Annotated in this window: 12 protein-coding genes; 8 read left to right on the top strand and 4 right to left on the bottom strand. The window is 43.8% G+C overall.

Going from position 1 to position 15,182, the window contains the following annotated elements; translation table 11 throughout:
• The first annotated feature begins 65 nt into the window (after positions 1–65).
• From JMX82_RS05015 to mmsB, 7 genes are all read left to right on the top strand, one after another.
• The gene (locus tag JMX82_RS05015; RefSeq protein WP_201539712.1) at positions 66–1,736 is read left to right on the top strand and encodes a fatty acid--CoA ligase; all 1,671 of its coding nucleotides are present in this window, start codon (positions 66–68) and stop codon (positions 1,734–1,736) included.
• A 218-nt stretch (positions 1,737–1,954) separates the two neighbouring features.
• A complete protein-coding gene (locus tag JMX82_RS05010; RefSeq protein WP_201539711.1) occupies positions 1,955–4,009 on the top strand; it encodes a propionate--CoA ligase in 2,055 nt (684 codons plus the stop codon).
• Between the two features lie 360 nt (positions 4,010–4,369).
• Positions 4,370–5,854 (top strand): CoA-acylating methylmalonate-semialdehyde dehydrogenase, encoded by a 1,485-nt coding sequence (locus JMX82_RS05005; protein ID WP_201539710.1) that lies wholly within the window; start codon positions 4,370–4,372, stop codon positions 5,852–5,854.
• 63 nt (positions 5,855–5,917) lie between these two features.
• A complete protein-coding gene (locus JMX82_RS05000; RefSeq protein WP_201539709.1) occupies positions 5,918–7,078 on the top strand; it encodes an acyl-CoA dehydrogenase family protein in 1,161 nt (386 codons plus the stop codon).
• Between the two features lie 42 nt (positions 7,079–7,120).
• Positions 7,121–7,903 carry an enoyl-CoA hydratase gene (locus JMX82_RS04995; RefSeq protein ID WP_201539708.1) on the top strand — a complete coding sequence of 261 codons (783 nt, stop codon included), beginning with the start codon at positions 7,121–7,123 and terminating at the stop codon, positions 7,901–7,903.
• Positions 7,904–7,963: 60 nt separating this feature from the next.
• On the top strand, positions 7,964–9,193 hold the full coding sequence (locus JMX82_RS04990; RefSeq protein WP_201539707.1) for an enoyl-CoA hydratase/isomerase family protein: 1,230 nt from the start codon (positions 7,964–7,966) through the stop codon (positions 9,191–9,193).
• A 123-nt stretch (positions 9,194–9,316) separates the two neighbouring features.
• On the top strand, positions 9,317–10,261 hold the full coding sequence (mmsB, locus tag JMX82_RS04985; protein WP_201539706.1) for a 3-hydroxyisobutyrate dehydrogenase: 945 nt from the start codon (positions 9,317–9,319) through the stop codon (positions 10,259–10,261).
• A 75-nt stretch (positions 10,262–10,336) separates the two neighbouring features.
• Here the strand turns inward: mmsB and JMX82_RS04980 are convergent, their stop codons facing one another.
• Positions 10,337–11,095 (bottom strand): IclR family transcriptional regulator, encoded by a 759-nt coding sequence (locus tag JMX82_RS04980; protein ID WP_045446365.1) that lies wholly within the window; start codon positions 11,093–11,095, stop codon positions 10,337–10,339.
• Between the two features lie 627 nt (positions 11,096–11,722).
• Between JMX82_RS04980 and JMX82_RS04975 the strand changes: the two genes are divergently transcribed.
• Positions 11,723–12,607, top strand: a complete 885-nt coding sequence (locus tag JMX82_RS04975; RefSeq protein ID WP_201539705.1) for a hypothetical protein — start codon at positions 11,723–11,725, stop codon at positions 12,605–12,607.
• 119 nt (positions 12,608–12,726) lie between these two features.
• Here the strand turns inward: JMX82_RS04975 and JMX82_RS04970 are convergent, their stop codons facing one another.
• The 3 genes from JMX82_RS04970 to JMX82_RS04960 all read right to left on the bottom strand — a co-directional run bounded on the left by JMX82_RS04970 (position 12,727) and on the right by JMX82_RS04960 (position 14,920).
• A complete protein-coding gene (locus tag JMX82_RS04970) occupies positions 12,727–13,527 on the bottom strand; it encodes a 4'-phosphopantetheinyl transferase family protein (protein WP_201539704.1) in 801 nt (266 codons plus the stop codon).
• Between the two features lie 121 nt (positions 13,528–13,648).
• A complete protein-coding gene (pal, locus tag JMX82_RS04965; protein ID WP_201539703.1) occupies positions 13,649–14,167 on the bottom strand; it encodes a peptidoglycan-associated lipoprotein Pal in 519 nt (172 codons plus the stop codon).
• A 156-nt stretch (positions 14,168–14,323) separates the two neighbouring features.
• A complete protein-coding gene (locus JMX82_RS04960) occupies positions 14,324–14,920 on the bottom strand; it encodes a DUF6231 family protein (protein ID WP_201539702.1) in 597 nt (198 codons plus the stop codon).
• Between the last annotated feature and the right edge of the window lie 262 nt (positions 14,921–15,182).

The raw sequence follows: 15,182 nt of genomic DNA, 5'->3' as shown, positions 1-15,182 counted from the left end.
CATCAATTATCTATGATTCACCCGCATAATAACTTATCCGCATGACCAACAAGGACGTCACATCTATGTCAAATATTTACCACAGCGCCCCTTCTGCTTACGATTATCCCTTATTAGTTAAGCAACTATTGAACCGTGCCAAAACGGTGTCGCTAGAGCAAGAAATCGTTTATGCTGACAAAAAACGCCTTACCTATAAAGATTTATTCAATCGTATCAATCGCTTGGCCAATGTTTTAGCAGGTTTAAATCTAGATGCAGGTGATATAGTGGCGGTGATGGATTGGGATAGCCATCGTTATCTTGAGTCGTATTTCGCTGTACCGATGTCAGAGTATATTTTACAAACCGTTAATATCCGCCTATCGCCAGAAAAAATTCTTTATACCATCAATCACGCTAAGCCAAAAGTGCTGCTGCTTAATTCTGAGTTTGCGCCATTGGTCAAAAGCTATCAGTTTGAAAACTCTAGTATTGAGCACATTATTTGGCTAGATGATGATGGCGTGACATCAGAAGGAGTCTTCGGTGGTAATCAAAACCGCGTAGTGGGTGAGTATGAAGAATTATTACAAGCTGCCGATAGTGAGTTTGACTTCCCAGATTTTGATGAAAATACCATTGCCACGACGTTTTATACCTCAGGCACGACGGGCGATCCAAAAGGTGTGTTCTTTAGCCACCGCCAGTTAGTATTGCATACCCTCACCGAAGCGGCGACACTAGGTATGCTGCCCGACAAGCAAGGCGTCAGTTACGGTGATGTCTATATGCCGATGACGCCAATGTTTCACGTGCATGCATGGGGCTTTCCATTTACCGCGACCATGGCTGGTCTGAAGCAAGTGTATCCGGGACGCTATGCACCAGATGTGTTAATGGATTTGATTACTAATGAAAAAGTTAGTATTACCCATTGTGTCCCAACGATTTTGCAAATGGTGCTCAAAGAAGCGCAAGATCGCGGTGCTAGCTTTAATGGTTTAAAAATGATTATCGGTGGCTCGCGATTGACAGAAGGCTTGGCAAAAACCGCCATGGAACAAGGCATCGAAGTATATACTGGTTATGGTATGTCAGAGACAGCGCCCCTTATTAGCTTGACAGAATTTAGTCTCGACGAGCCTAAAATGAGTGAAGATGAAGATATCGCTCGCCGTTGTATGACTGGTAAGCCCGTACTGATGGTGGATGCTCAGATATGGAGTAGCAATAATGAGTCGGTTGGTACCGGTCAAGACAATACTGGCGAGCTGGTATTACGCGCACCTTGGCTAACGCAAAGCTATCTAAAAAATGACGATGCGGGCAAAGAGCTGTGGGAAAACGGCTATATGCACACCCAAGACATTGCTTATATACGTCCTGATGGTTATATTAGGATTACTGATCGCTTAAAAGATGTCATCAAGTCAGGCGGCGAGTGGATATCGTCATTAGAGATTGAGACGATTTTGTCGTTACATCCAGCGGTCGCTGACGTATCTGTGATTGGGGTACGTGACAAACAGTGGGGTGAGCGTCCATTGGCCTTGATTGTGTTAAAACCTAATGCTCAAGACACGAGCGTTGATGATATCAAAGCCATTGCCGAGAAAGCCGTAGAGCGGGGTATTATTCCGAAATATGGTGTGCCAAGTCAGTTTAAGTTCGTCAATGAGTTGCCAAAGACTTCTGTTGGTAAGCATGACAAAAAGGTGATGCGTGAGATGTATGCTGATCAAACTGAGGTATAGGTTCAAAGTGGCTTAACTATTGAGCAGATAACTGGCTTAATAGTTGACCTTTATTGTTAGCTCTGCTACATTTTAAACCGATACCTACTAAATCGATACGTAGTGTATCGGTTTTTTGTTCTATTAGAGATAGCTGGCAGGGATAGCCAATCTTTACTATGACATTGTTAGACAATATTACATCGTATTACCCATCATTTATGCTAAGGACAGCTATTATGAGCGAGCAAACCGCCACTTCAGTGACCAACCAATCGTCAGAGCAAGCTCAGACTTCTCAAGCGTTATCTAATACCACTCAAACTTTTGCTGAAATTTATCACTCTTCTATTGAAAATAAAGAGCAGTTTTGGGCAGAGCAAGCAAAGCGTATCTATTGGCATAAAGAGCCTGAACAAATTCTTGATGACAGTAATCTGCCATTTGCGCAGTGGTATGTCGGTGGCGAGACCAATCTTTGCTATAACTGTGTCGATCGTCACCTTGCAGAACGCGCAGAGCAGGATGCTTTTATCTGGTTATCCTCTGAGATTAACCAAGAGTTAATCGAAACCTTTCCTGCAGTCGTCGATGCGTTTAAAGACTTGGGTAATAACGTTGAGCTTTATACGGACTATACCAAACGTCGTCTGACCTATAATGACCTATATAAAGAAGTCAATTATTTTGCCGATGTGCTACAGCGTCATGGTATTGGCAAGGGCGATCGCGTTGTCATTTACATGCCGATGATTCTAGAAGCCGCTTATGCCATGTTGGCTTGCGCTCGTATCGGTGCGGTACATTCTGTGGTATTTGGTGGTTTTGCTGCCCATAACTTAGCCATTCGTATGGATGATGCCGAAGCAAAAATGGTCATCACGGTGGATGCAGGTTTGCGCGGTGGTAAAGTTATTAATTATAAAAATCTTGTCAATCAAGGGGTCGAGCAAGCAACAGTTAAGCCCGAACATGTATTGGTCATCAATCGTGGCATTTTACCATTTGAGCCAAAAAATATTGATGTTGATTATGCAACCCAGCGCCGTATCAGCTGTGAAGCCAATGCGATTGTCGAGCCAGTTTGGCTTGAGTCAAATACGCCGTCGTATCTTCTGTATACTTCAGGCACCACTGGCACGCCAAAAGGTGTACAACGGGATACCGGTGGTCACGCGGTTGCGCTAACGACGTCGATGGACTATATCTACGATGGCAAGGCGGGCGAGACATTTTGGGCGATATCAGATATCGGCTGGGCGGTCGGGCATTCTTACACTATTTACGCACCATTGCTGGCTGGCATGACGAGTGTGATGTATGAAGGTCTGCCGCATCGCCCAAACCCCGGTATTTGGTGGCGAATTGTCGAAGCAAACAAGGTCAATATTTTATTCACGGCACCGACGGGTGTCCGTATGCTGAAAAAACAAGATGAGACATGGATGACGCGCTATGATGTCTCCAGCGTAAAATCCTTCTTTTTGGCAGGTGAACCACTGGATGAATCGACAGCCAATTGGCTGACTAAGCATTTAGGTGTGCCAATTTTAGACCATTATTGGCAAACAGAGTCTGGCTGGCCCATTTTAAGTAACACGCCCAAGTTCAATCATAAGCCACACAAGCAAGGTTCGCCTGGTTATCCCATGTATGGTTATGATGCGCATGTCATTAATGAAGAAACTGGCGAACCTTGTAAAGCTGGCGAAAAAGGACTGCTCGCGATTCGTGCACCATTGCCGCCCGGTTGTCTGACCACGGTATGGCGAAATGACGAACGCTTTATTAGCAGTTATTTTGGTCTGTTTGATGGCAAGCAATACTCAACCTCAGACTATGCCGTGACTGATGAGGAGGGGTATTTTTATATTTTAGGACGAACTGACGATGTGATTAACGTTGCCGGTCATCGTATTGGCACGCAAGAAATTGAAGAGGCGATTAGCACGCATCCAGAAATGGCAGAATGTGCGGTTGTGGGTATTCATGATGAATTGAAAGGAGAGTTGCCGATAGCCTTTTGTGTGCTGAGAGATCATGAACAAGTCACGACCACCGAAAATCGTTTCCGTATTGAGCAGCAGGTCATCGGTGCTGTGGTCAAATCCCTCGGTGGTATCGCAAGGCCAGCGGCAATTTATTTTCCGCAAGCGCTACCAAAAACGCGCTCTGGCAAAATCTTACGTCGAGCCATTCGTGCTTTAGCAGAAGGTAACGAAACAGGAGATATGTCAACGCTTGATAATCCAACAGCGATTGAGGCGATTAAGCAGTCTATGAAAGACTACTAATACGATGGCGTATTAATTGAAAAAAGCCATCTAACGTTAATATTGAAAAAAAGCTCATGCACAATCATGGGCTTTTTTGTTTTCAATTTAAGGTGCCTCCTCATTTTTATCACCACTTAGTCGCTTTCGCTCAAACTGAAAATATACCTTACATAAAGTTTTTCTCGTTAACATAAACTCAGATAAAATTTTGACAAAGCGCTTGACCCTAAAAATGGTTTATTGGTATAGTCAATAACGATACGAAATAAATCATTTTATAAAATACGTTTGATCGATAAAAGCTCATCATTTTTTCTCTCTTTTTGAATATTAAGACACCGCTAAAGGGTAGTCTCGCAAACAAGATAAGGATATCTTATGCACCACGTCAAGCAGCTCATCAATGGTCAATTTGTTGATTCTAATACCAGTGAATGGATTGATATCACCGATCCTGCCACGCAAGAAGTCATTGCTAAAGTACCGCAAACTACTGATGATGAAATCAATCAAGCGGTCGCTGCTGCTCAAGCAGCGTTTCAAACGTGGCGCAAAACACCGATTACCACACGTGCCCGTATCTTTCTAAAATATCAGGCATTGATTCGCGACCACATGGACGAGCTGGCAGAAATACTGACGGCAGAGCAGGGTAAGACGATTGCTGATGCACGCGGTGATGTATTTCGTGGTTTAGAAGTGGTTGAACATGCGGCAGGCATTGCCAATTTGCAAATAGGTGACTTCGTTGAAAACGTTGCATCAGGCGTGGATACATATAGTATTTGGCAGCCACTGGGTGTCTGTGCAGGCATTACGCCGTTTAACTTCCCAGCGATGATTCCACTGTGGATGTTCCCAATGGCGATTGCCACGGGCAACACTTTTATCCTAAAACCATCTGAACAAGATCCGATGGTGACTATGCGTTTGGTAGAGCTTGCTGTTGAAGCGGGCGTACCTGAAGGGGTGCTAAACGTGGTGCATGGCGGCAAAGCTACCGTTGATGCGATTTGTGATCATCCTGATATTAAAGCAGTCTCTTTTGTGGGTTCGACCAACGTCGGCAAACACGTTTATGAGCGTGCCAGTCAATCAGGCAAACGCGCACAGTGTATGATGGGCGCGAAAAACCATGGTGTTATCTTGCCGGATGCTAATAAAGAGCAAACGCTGAATCAACTAGCAGGCGCGGCATTTGGTGCTGCTGGTCAACGCTGTATGGCGTTATCTGTGGTTGTCCTTGTCGGTGCTGCCGGTGAGTGGATTGATGATATCAAAGCCAAAGCTGAGGGTTTAATCGTCTCAGCTGGTAAACATGATAAAGATTTGGGTCCCCTTATTTCTCCTGCCGCAAAAGCGCGTGTTGAGCATTTGATTGGCACAGGCGTAGAGGAAGGGGCGAGTTTGATACTGGATGGTCGTGGTATTGCCGTTGAGGGTTATGAAAAGGGTAACTTCGTAGGACCGACTATTTTTGATAATGTCACAAGCGATATGCAAATTTATAAAGAAGAAATTTTTGGACCTGTACTGTGTATCATGCGTGCCAACAGCTTAGATGAAGCAATTGAGATGCTCAATGCCAATCCGCATGGTAACGGCACGGCTATCTTTACTCAGTCAGGAGCTGCCGCGCATAAATTCCAACAAGATATCCAAGTCGGTCAAATTGGTATTAACTTGCCGATTCCTGTGCCACTACCAATGTTCTCGTTTTCAGGCTCACGCGCTAGTAAGCTTGGTGATTTGGGTCCTTATGGTAAGCAGGCGGTACAATTTTATACCCAAACCAAGACGGTTACGGCTCGCTGGTTTGATGATGAAGCAAGTCGCGGTGTTAATACGACTATTTCAATTTAACGCTGAATCACCTATATTTGCATTGACGCTTTAATACACTCTATTCAGCACAAGGATGACCTCATGGATTTTTCATTGACCGATGACCAAATTGCCTTTCGCCAAACTGCTAGACAGTTTGCACAAAAAGAGCTAAAGCCCAATGCCGCTGAATGGGATCGCACTTCGCATTTTCCGATTGATGTCATTAAAAAATCAGGCGAGCTTGGATTTTTAGGGTTATATACCAACCCTGAATATGATGGCTTGGGATTGCCGCGTTTAGATTCTGCCATGGTGTTTGAGGAGTTAGCATGGGGTGATACCGCGGTCGCTGCTTATATGAGTATTCATAATATGGCAGGCTGGATGATTGGTGAGTTTGGCAGTGATGCATTGTGCAAAAAATATTTGCCAAATATGGTTAGTGGTGAATGGCTGGGCAGCTATTGTCTAACGGAACCTAATGCCGGTTCTGATGCCGCATCACTGCGTACCAAAGCTGATAAGCAAGGCGAGCATTATATTCTTAACGGCGAAAAAACCTTTATCTCAGGCGCAGGCTCCACCGATGTGTTGGTCGTTATGGCACGTACGGGCGCTACAGGTCCAAAGGGGATTTCAGCATTCGTCGTTGATGCAGACAGTGCTGGTATCGAATACGGCAAAAACGAGCATAAAATGGGCTGGAAAGCACAGCCGACACGGACGATTAGCTTTAAAGATGTCAAAGTGCCAGTAGAAAATCTCATCGGCGAGGAAGGTCAAGGTTTTCGTATTGCCATGAAAGGGCTAGATGGCGGGCGGATTAATATTGGTATCTGTGCAGTCGGTACTGCGCAAGCGGCGCTTGAGACAGCGACCAATTATGTACAAGAGCGCAGTCAGTTTGGCAGCCCGATTGCTAGCTTACAGTCGGTACAGTTTAAGCTTGCTGATATGCTGACCCAAACCATTACCGCAAGGCAAATGCTCTATTTAGCGGCGAGCAAAGTCGATAATAACGATGTTCAAGCCTCTACTTACTGTGCAATGGCAAAGCGTTTATCGACCGATCTTTGTTTTGATGTTGCTAACGAAGCCTTGCAGCTGCATGGTGGCTACGGTTATCTCAATGAGTATCCGCTTGAGCGTCATGTGCGAGATTTGCGCGTACATCAGATTTTGGAAGGTACCAATGAGATCATGCGCGTGATTGTCTCGCGTCAGCTTATGCAAGATGATGCATTGAGCCAACTGCGCTAACCTATTTATATGAATAAAATGATTTTATAACAAGGATATTTCATGACGGATTATACCAACTTAAAACTATCAATTAATGGTCATATTGCGACGCTAACCCTAAATAACCCACCTGCTCATACGTGGACGATGGAAAGTCTACAGGCGCTTAAGCAACTGGTTACTGACCTCAATGCCAACGACGAGGTATATGCACTAATCGTTCATGGTGATGGAGAGAAGTTCTTTTCAGCAGGCGCTGATTTAAATAATTTTGCCGATGGTGATAAAGGCCGCGCGATCAGTATGGCGATCGCCTTTGGTGAAGCATTTGAGGCACTGTCAGCCTATCGCGGCGTTAGTATCGCGGTTATAAATGGTTATGCGATGGGTGGTGGTCTTGAGTGCGCACTCGCTTGTGATATCCGTATCGCAGAAGCGCATGCGCAAATGGCATTGCCTGAGACTGGTGTGGGCTTATTGCCGTGTGCTGGTGGTACGCAAAATCTAACGGCTTTGGTAGGCGAGGGTTGGGCAAAGCGCATGATATTGTGCGGCGAGCGCGTCGATGCCCAGATTGCACTACGCATTGGCTTAGTCGAAGAAGTCACTGCAAAAGGTGAAGGATTACAAACAGCACAAGCCTTGGCACAAAAAGTCGCTAAACAATCACCAGTTGCGGTCAGTTATTCCAAAACACTTATTCAAGCAGCAAGACACACACCGCCTGCACAAAACCTTATCCATGAGCGTGAAGCCTTTGTTAAGCTATTTGATACCGAAGATCAGCGCGAAGGTGTGCAAGCATTTTTAGAGAAGCGTAAGCCCGTTTGGAAAAATAAATAAACGCCATAAAATCAAACTTAATGATACTATTTTTTCTTTTAATATTTGTAGGTCACCTTTATGACAGTAGCTATAGAAGGCGCATCAGACGCGCTGGTACTATTCAGCACCGAGCCGACAGATTGTGGTCACCTGATTGGAATAATGACGTTAAATATGCCCAAATCTCTTAATGCTTTGAGCGTTGAGATGTGTCAATTGTTATCGCAACAACTAGAGCAGTGGCAAGGTGATGAGCAAGTGGTGGCATTGCTATTAAAAGGCGCAGGCGACAAAGCGTTTTGTGCTGGCGGTGATATTCGTAAGCTTTATGACAGTATGTCTAGTGATGCACCGCTACCGAATCCTTATGCGACAGAATTTTTTGGTCATGAATATCGTCTTTATCGGCAGATGCACTTTTATTCCAAACCACTAATACTCTGGGGTGACGGCATTATTATGGGTGGCGGCATGGGCTTGATGGCAGGTTGTAGTCACCGCTTGGTCACAGAGCGCACTCGCTTTGCCATGCCTGAGATTACTATTGGCTTATTTCCTGATGCCTCTGGCAGTTGGTTCTTACGGCGTATGCCTGCTAAGACGGGCTTGTTTTTAGGGTTAACGGGCGCGATGTGTAATGGCAATGATGCGCTATTAGCCAATCTTGCAGAGTATGCCGTCGCCAGTAGTGACTATGATGGCGTCATACAAGGTTTAAAACAGAGTGATTGGCAGGTTGCCGCTAGTCGTACGGATAAATGCGATAACAATAGTGCTCATAGTATCGTTAGCCGTGTGCTTGCAGCGCAACCAATTGCTGAGTTGCCTGCTAGTAAATTGGCAATCCATTGGCAATCTATTCAGCAGTTGATGAACAGCGGCGGACTGGGTGATATCGATGCTTTATTACAAAGTGATGCGGCACTCGCAAAAATAGATACAGAGTTTGCCAATGATAGCTGGACGCAGCGAGCAGTAGATACTTATCGCCATGGCTGTCCAGTGACTGCTGCTTTAACTTATGCGCTTTATTATAAAGTCACTGACTTATCGCTAGAGCAAGTTCTGTATTTAGAAGCCAATGTCGCTGTACATTGTGCCGCCAATCCTGACTTTAAAGAAGGCGTACGTGCGCTACTGATTGATAAAGATCGTAATCCACAGTGGTCACGCTCACTAGCAGACTGCTTGAGTAGCGAAGGGCAGGCGTACATACAGCAGCACTTTGTGAATCCTTATGCTAAAGATGAGCATCCGTTAGACGATTGGTTGGGTGATGAGGCTTTAGGCAGTCAGTCTGTGCGTTAAAAATTGAATTTATCAATTCAATATAGACATCAAATTAAAATTACACTCAATTAAATAGTTTACAGCTATATGTGTAGCAACGCCTGCGCGCATGATTAATACTAACCATCAAGGAATGATGAGATGAATACAAAGGATGTAAATGCCACCGATAACGATACTACTAAGCCAAATATTGCTTTTATTGGGCTTGGTAATATGGGCGCACCAATGGCAGAGAACTTGTTAAAAGCAGGTTACCCGCTCTCGGTTTATGATTTATCCGCAGAAGCAACTGAGCGCTTGCAGCAAGCAGGTGCCAGTGTAGCAGACAGCCCTAAAGATGCTGCACGTCATGTACAGGTCGTTATCAGTATGTTGCCTGCTGGCAAGCACGTCCATTCTGTCTATTTAGGAGATAATGGCGCTGACGGTCTACTTGCAGAGTTACCACAGGGCACATTGGTGATTGACAGCAGTACCATTGCAGCGGCTGATGCAAGGAAGGTCGCAGAGGCAGCAAGTAAGCTTGGCATAGACTTCTTAGATGCGCCAGTCTCCGGTGGTACGGGTGGTGCTATCGCTGGTACGTTAACCTTTATAGTCGGTGGCAGCACTGATGCCTTTGCCAAAGCTGAGCCGATACTGGCTGTGATGGGTAAAAATATCTTTCATGCAGGCGACCATGGTGCCGGACAAGTCGCAAAAATCTGTAATAATATGCTGTTAGGCATTCTGATGGCAGGAACGGCAGAGGCGATTAACTTAGGCGTCAAAAACGGTCTGGACCCTAAAGTGCTATCAGATATTATGCTGCAAAGCTCAGGTCGTAACTGGACGCTAGAGGTATACAACCCTTATCCGCAAGTGATGGAGAATGTCCCCTCTAGCAATGGCTACCAAGGCGGATTTATGAGTAAGCTCATGCAAAAGGATCTTAACCTTGCCATGCAGACCGCTGAAGATACTCATGTAGAGACGCCGATGGGCGCTAAAGCGACTGAGCTTTATGCTGCACATACTGTCGAGAATGGTGATAGAGATTTCTCAAGCATTATGGCGCGACATGACAGCTCAGTATTGACTTAAATTATCAAAGTACCTATGAAAAAGGTCTGCATTATTATCTTAATGCAGACCTTTTTTTTGCTTATATTGCATCATCTAGCTGGGTAGGTCATAGACAAGCGACTGAATATCTTTCGCTGCTTTTTGCAGTCGTGGGACATGGGTTAAGAGATCATCTAAAGACACTCGTATGGTCGGTGCATGAAGATATAGCGAAGCAAGGTAGCGCGACTTTCTATCCCGTATCGGTACGGCAATTGCCACCATCTCAGAGATAAACTCTTCATTATCGATACCAATACCTGTTTCAGCGATACGATCAAGCTCAGCGTTTAGCGCATCGATATCGGTGATCGTATTTTTGGTAAACTTATCCAATGACAGGTTTTGCAGTATTTTGTCGCGGCTTGTGCGCGGCAACTGACTTAAATATAGCTTGCCAGTCGCTGTACACCACATTGGAGATTTTGCGCCCACTGGCAAATAGATCTGTATTGGCAAGGTCGTATTTGCACGGTTGGTATAGATCATATTCATCTGATAAGGCACACCGATCCCGCAGGTCTCTTTTAGCTCATCAACCAGCTTTTGCAAGATCATTTGTCGCTCATTAAAGAACAATCGCTGCTGCCAAAGCTCAACACCCAAGTTGCGTACCCGCTTGCCCGGTATAATACCGCCGCCAATATCCACAGTCACAAACCCTTCATCGAGCAAATTTTGAATCAATCGATGAATGGTCGGCTTTGGAATATCAAGCTCTTGCGATAGCTCAAGTGGTGAGAGCGGTTTTGAGGCATAGGACACCGCCTCGATAATCTCTAACACACGGGTAATCGACGATACTTTAGGCATATGAGTGGCTCAATAAGAATAAAAAGAATACAGTAGGAAATACAACAAGGCATTAACAGATAAAAGTAAATACGCAGCCTTGCGACACATTTTCCCTAACCTCTAATTTAGCATAATATCAAGCCTAGACAAGATCTAGTTACTTTATATCCCAATACTAAATGTATCAATACTAACGTCACACAGTCATACAATATTGAAAACTGATACCAATACTTTTTTCTGAAAAGTTTTCTAAAAGCAATAATTACTACACCATCTCACAAAATACAACAAACTGTAGTAATAAGCTATATAACTGTCATTGAGTTGAATAAAGAGGTAGGTCATTATAATGACATATTTTGTAATATCCTTACATGAAGATTAAGCTAACCAATATTCATGTTTGCACTGCTGAGTTACTTTAAGAGCATTGTGTAACAGAAAGTCGAAGTTTTGCGGATTGGTGTAGTAATTATTACAATATCTATGCAATCTTTACATAACGGCAAATAAAAAGCGCTCCTAGAGGGGTGACTTTTCCGGCCAAAATTGTTTTAATCTGCTCAACAAAATGATCGATTTAAAAAAAGCTAAATTGTCATTTTTTATGGGCGACTTATTCCACACTTTAGGAGAGTATTTATGAGACTTATTAAATTAACAGCAATTTCTGCTGCCGTTTTAGCGTCAACTGCTGCACTAGCTGCTGAACCTGTTATCGTTGTTGATGGTAACGATGCAGTTGTTTACGAAGCTGAGCCTGTTGCTGTTGCATATGAAGCTGAGCCTGTTGCTTATGCATACAATGCTGACGCTGGTATCGTTCGCAACACTACTGGTGCTGTTGTTGGTGGTACTAAGACTTTCTTCCAAACTGCTATCAACCCAGCTTCTGTTAGCGCTGAAGTTGGTACACTAGGTTATGGTGCTAACATCGGTTGGTCACTAAATGAGAAAACTGAACTACAAGCTGGTTGGGCAGGTGGCGATGTTGCTGACCTATTCGGCGGTGACTTTGACGCAAACGACGTAAACTATGACGTTGATTCTGATTTCAGCAACCCATACCTAGGTGTGCAATTACGTCCTACTGGTAACTGGTTCACAATGGGTGCTGGTATCATCGTACCTGACAACGATTTTGACGTGACTGCTAATCCAGATGGCGGCGTATACAAAATTAATGATGTATCATATGTTGCAGACGATGTAGGTGCTCTACAGGGCAGCATGGAACATCGTAACAAACTAGCACCTTATGGTACTATCGGATTCCGTCCTAACATCGGTAACAACTGGGGTGTGTTTGGTGAAATCGGTGCAGCATACATGGGTAAAACCAATGCTACTGTAAGTGCAAGTAAAACTGGACCAGTACGTGTAGAAGATGGTTTTACTGATGGTGGCACGATTGTACCTGGAGTAACTCCTGGGGATGTTGCTGCTCTTGCTGAGAAAGAACTAGAAGATAAAGATTATCTTGAGTGGATGCCAATTGTTAAGCTTGGTGCAACTTACCGTTTCTAATCTAATCACAGTTTAAGTACTGTTATTAGAAGAAGAGTAAGAAAAAACGATCCTTTTTAGGGTCGTTTTTTTTGTTTTTGAAAGGGTAGTTGTTAGAATGAATCATATGTATAAATAATCTAGAAAATAACGATGGTTTGTTGCGCTGACAATACCGCGATACGGTAATCGGACTTAATGTCTGCTATGACCATTAAAGGTGAGGGCTCTCTAATAGCATGAATCAAATCAGCAATCAGGTAGGAGTAATCTACTCCTAACCCTTGTGCCAGTTTGTATTGATAAATTTTGATAAAACTTTCTTTTATTTGCCATAGTAATTTAGCGATAATCTTACGCTGAAGTGGAGATAATGCTTGTAAAGCAGCCATTTCATGCTCAGAATAAAACCGCTGTGCCACTCGCCATGCTACATGATTGGTTTCAATATCAATACCAATGGGACGGTGACGACTAATGACCACTGTTACTTTACTGTTTGATGATGTATTGATTGTCTGAACAGTATTTTGATTAATATCATGATTCTTGCTGCCTGTATGACTAAAGCATACGTAATATTCACTGCTGCTAAGCCGATACGGGAAATTTGACTCATCCAAAGTATCGCGCAACTTTAGCTGATCCAGTAATTGTTGTAGCAATAATCGAACGCCTTTACGTTGTAGTTGACGTTGATGCTGCGCCATTTCACGTGTTGATAAACTTACTGGTGACAGGCAATAATGCCAATGAAGCTCGTAAATTTTCTGAAAATCTACTTGCGATATATTGTTAGCGGATGACCACAGTAATTCATCCCACAGTCTTTTAAGGTTGAGGGATGAACGCTCGCTTACTTGTGCAGTGGCGCACCACGTTGCAGGATCGAGCTGGGTATATTGGACATTGGTCAGGTTTAAGATAGAGCTTGGCATCATTGATTACATCTATTGGATTGGTTCGCTTAGTAACATGCAAAAAGCCCAGCGATATATTATTGCTGGGCTTTCAATTATAAAATATGTTGAGCTTTATCGACTGTGATTGGTTTTACTGGTGTTAGTAAGACAATTCAGCACGGCGATTTAGTGCATAAGCTTCTTCAGTATTACCAGCGGCAGCAGGGCGCTCTTCACCATAGCTGATGATGCGGATATTGTTTACTGCGACGCCTTGAGTAGCAAGGTAATCACGTGCTGCTGCAGCACGGCGCTCACCTAGTGCCATGTTGTATTCACGGCTACCGCGATCATCAGTATTACCTGCGATAACAACGCTGGCTGCTGGATTCGAGTTTAGCAAGCTGGCATGTTGATTAAGAATGCTCGCTGCTTGTGAAGTAATTTCACTGCTATCAAAAGCAAAGTAAACAACCGCCTGTAGGTTTTCAGCGCCCATAATAACCGCGCTTGAGTTATCTACGATGACTGCGCCAGTGTATCCAACTTGACCACCTGGGATACCTAGTGGGGCAACCACGACTTCAGAAGTAGCACGTTTGGTCGCACAACCTGTGGTTAGTGCCACAGCGCTTGATAATACAGCGAGGACTGCGATCTTAGAAAAACTGGTTGACATAATGAGCTCCTAAAATTTTAATTAATTAAAATTGTTTTTTTTGAACTGCTTACGATAAAACTTAGGCAATTGCTATCTATCATATACTAAATGTTACTTTATGTAAGTAGTATTACTGTAAATAATGCTAGAATTTACAGATAGATATGAGATCCACTACCAGCGGTGCTTGCCCCAATTTTCAGGATTGGCCCAATAATCCGCATTTAACCAATTTGGCAGCTGTTTATAATCATATAAATTGAACTGCCAAAGTCTGGCGGACGCTGATGACTTTGCAGATGAAGGCTGCTCTGTTTGGTCAGTAGTATTCATCTCTAAAGATGGCTCATGCAAGATATCAAATGGGGTAAAGCCATAAGCTTTTAGATCTAGGGTGTCATCAAGAGCGATGAGCAGATGTGCCGCATAAAGATCTCGATAGCGCATGAGCAGCGGAATATACTGCTGCAGCAACTCTGGTGAGAGTGTGGGCAACCAAAAACAGGCGAGCTCATAACGTTCAGGTAATTGTCGTTGATTGAGCTCTAATAGTGTCGATATTTGTGGTGAGCGGGTATTTTTTAGCAGTGTCTTTAATGCTAACCGCGCATTTTGGTCTGGGACGACCCACAGCAACTCAGTGTCATTATCAGTAGATTCAATGTTTGTGGATGCGTTCGCTTGTATGGTTAGTGAGGGCAAAAGAGCCTCAACGTAATCTATCAATAATGGTAACGTAATGTCTGAGCGACTGGCAGTTTGCTTTATCATATAATAGGCCGTTTATCGATTGTTGGTCATCAGTGACCCTATTAAATCATTTTAATCGCGATTATCCAATGGGTGATTGATGCTGATTATGCCGCTCTTTGGATATATCGACTCTCTCATTGCCATCGAATTTTGATAAGTGTTATGGACGATGAACATAATAAAATTGCGACCTGCTCTTGAAATTTGGCAGTTTAGGTCAATGTAGCAAGATACCATTATCATGTTAATGGTCTTAAAACTATGCGAATTGATGACCTGC

The sequence above is a fragment of the Psychrobacter sp. 1044 genome (assembly GCF_904846525.1).
GTDB lineage: Bacteria > Pseudomonadota > Gammaproteobacteria > Pseudomonadales > Moraxellaceae > Psychrobacter.
Note: the sequence above shows the minus strand (reverse complement) of the source record. Positions and strands in the feature narration are given on the sequence as shown.

What these genes read in the sequence shown, in the direction of transcription:
- JMX82_RS05005 (WP_201539710.1), top strand. Translation starts at nt 4,370, where the DNA reads ATGCACCACGTCAAGCAGCTCATCAATGGTCAATTTGTTGATTCTAAT.
- JMX82_RS04970 (WP_201539704.1), bottom strand. Translation starts at nt 13,527, where the DNA reads ATGATGCCAAGCTCTATCTTAAACCTGACCAATGTCCAATATACCCAG.
- JMX82_RS04980 (WP_045446365.1), bottom strand. Translation starts at nt 11,095, where the DNA reads ATGCCTAAAGTATCGTCGATTACCCGTGTGTTAGAGATTATCGAGGCG.
- mmsB (WP_201539706.1), top strand. Translation starts at nt 9,317, where the DNA reads ATGAATACAAAGGATGTAAATGCCACCGATAACGATACTACTAAGCCA.
- JMX82_RS05010 (WP_201539711.1), top strand. Translation starts at nt 1,955, where the DNA reads ATGAGCGAGCAAACCGCCACTTCAGTGACCAACCAATCGTCAGAGCAA.
- pal (WP_201539703.1), bottom strand. Translation starts at nt 14,167, where the DNA reads ATGTCAACCAGTTTTTCTAAGATCGCAGTCCTCGCTGTATTATCAAGC.
- JMX82_RS04960 (WP_201539702.1), bottom strand. Translation starts at nt 14,920, where the DNA reads ATGATAAAGCAAACTGCCAGTCGCTCAGACATTACGTTACCATTATTG.
- JMX82_RS05015 (WP_201539712.1), top strand. Translation starts at nt 66, where the DNA reads ATGTCAAATATTTACCACAGCGCCCCTTCTGCTTACGATTATCCCTTA.
- JMX82_RS05000 (WP_201539709.1), top strand. Translation starts at nt 5,918, where the DNA reads ATGGATTTTTCATTGACCGATGACCAAATTGCCTTTCGCCAAACTGCT.
- JMX82_RS04995 (WP_201539708.1), top strand. Translation starts at nt 7,121, where the DNA reads ATGACGGATTATACCAACTTAAAACTATCAATTAATGGTCATATTGCG.
- JMX82_RS04990 (WP_201539707.1), top strand. Translation starts at nt 7,964, where the DNA reads ATGACAGTAGCTATAGAAGGCGCATCAGACGCGCTGGTACTATTCAGC.
- JMX82_RS04975 (WP_201539705.1), top strand. Translation starts at nt 11,723, where the DNA reads ATGAGACTTATTAAATTAACAGCAATTTCTGCTGCCGTTTTAGCGTCA.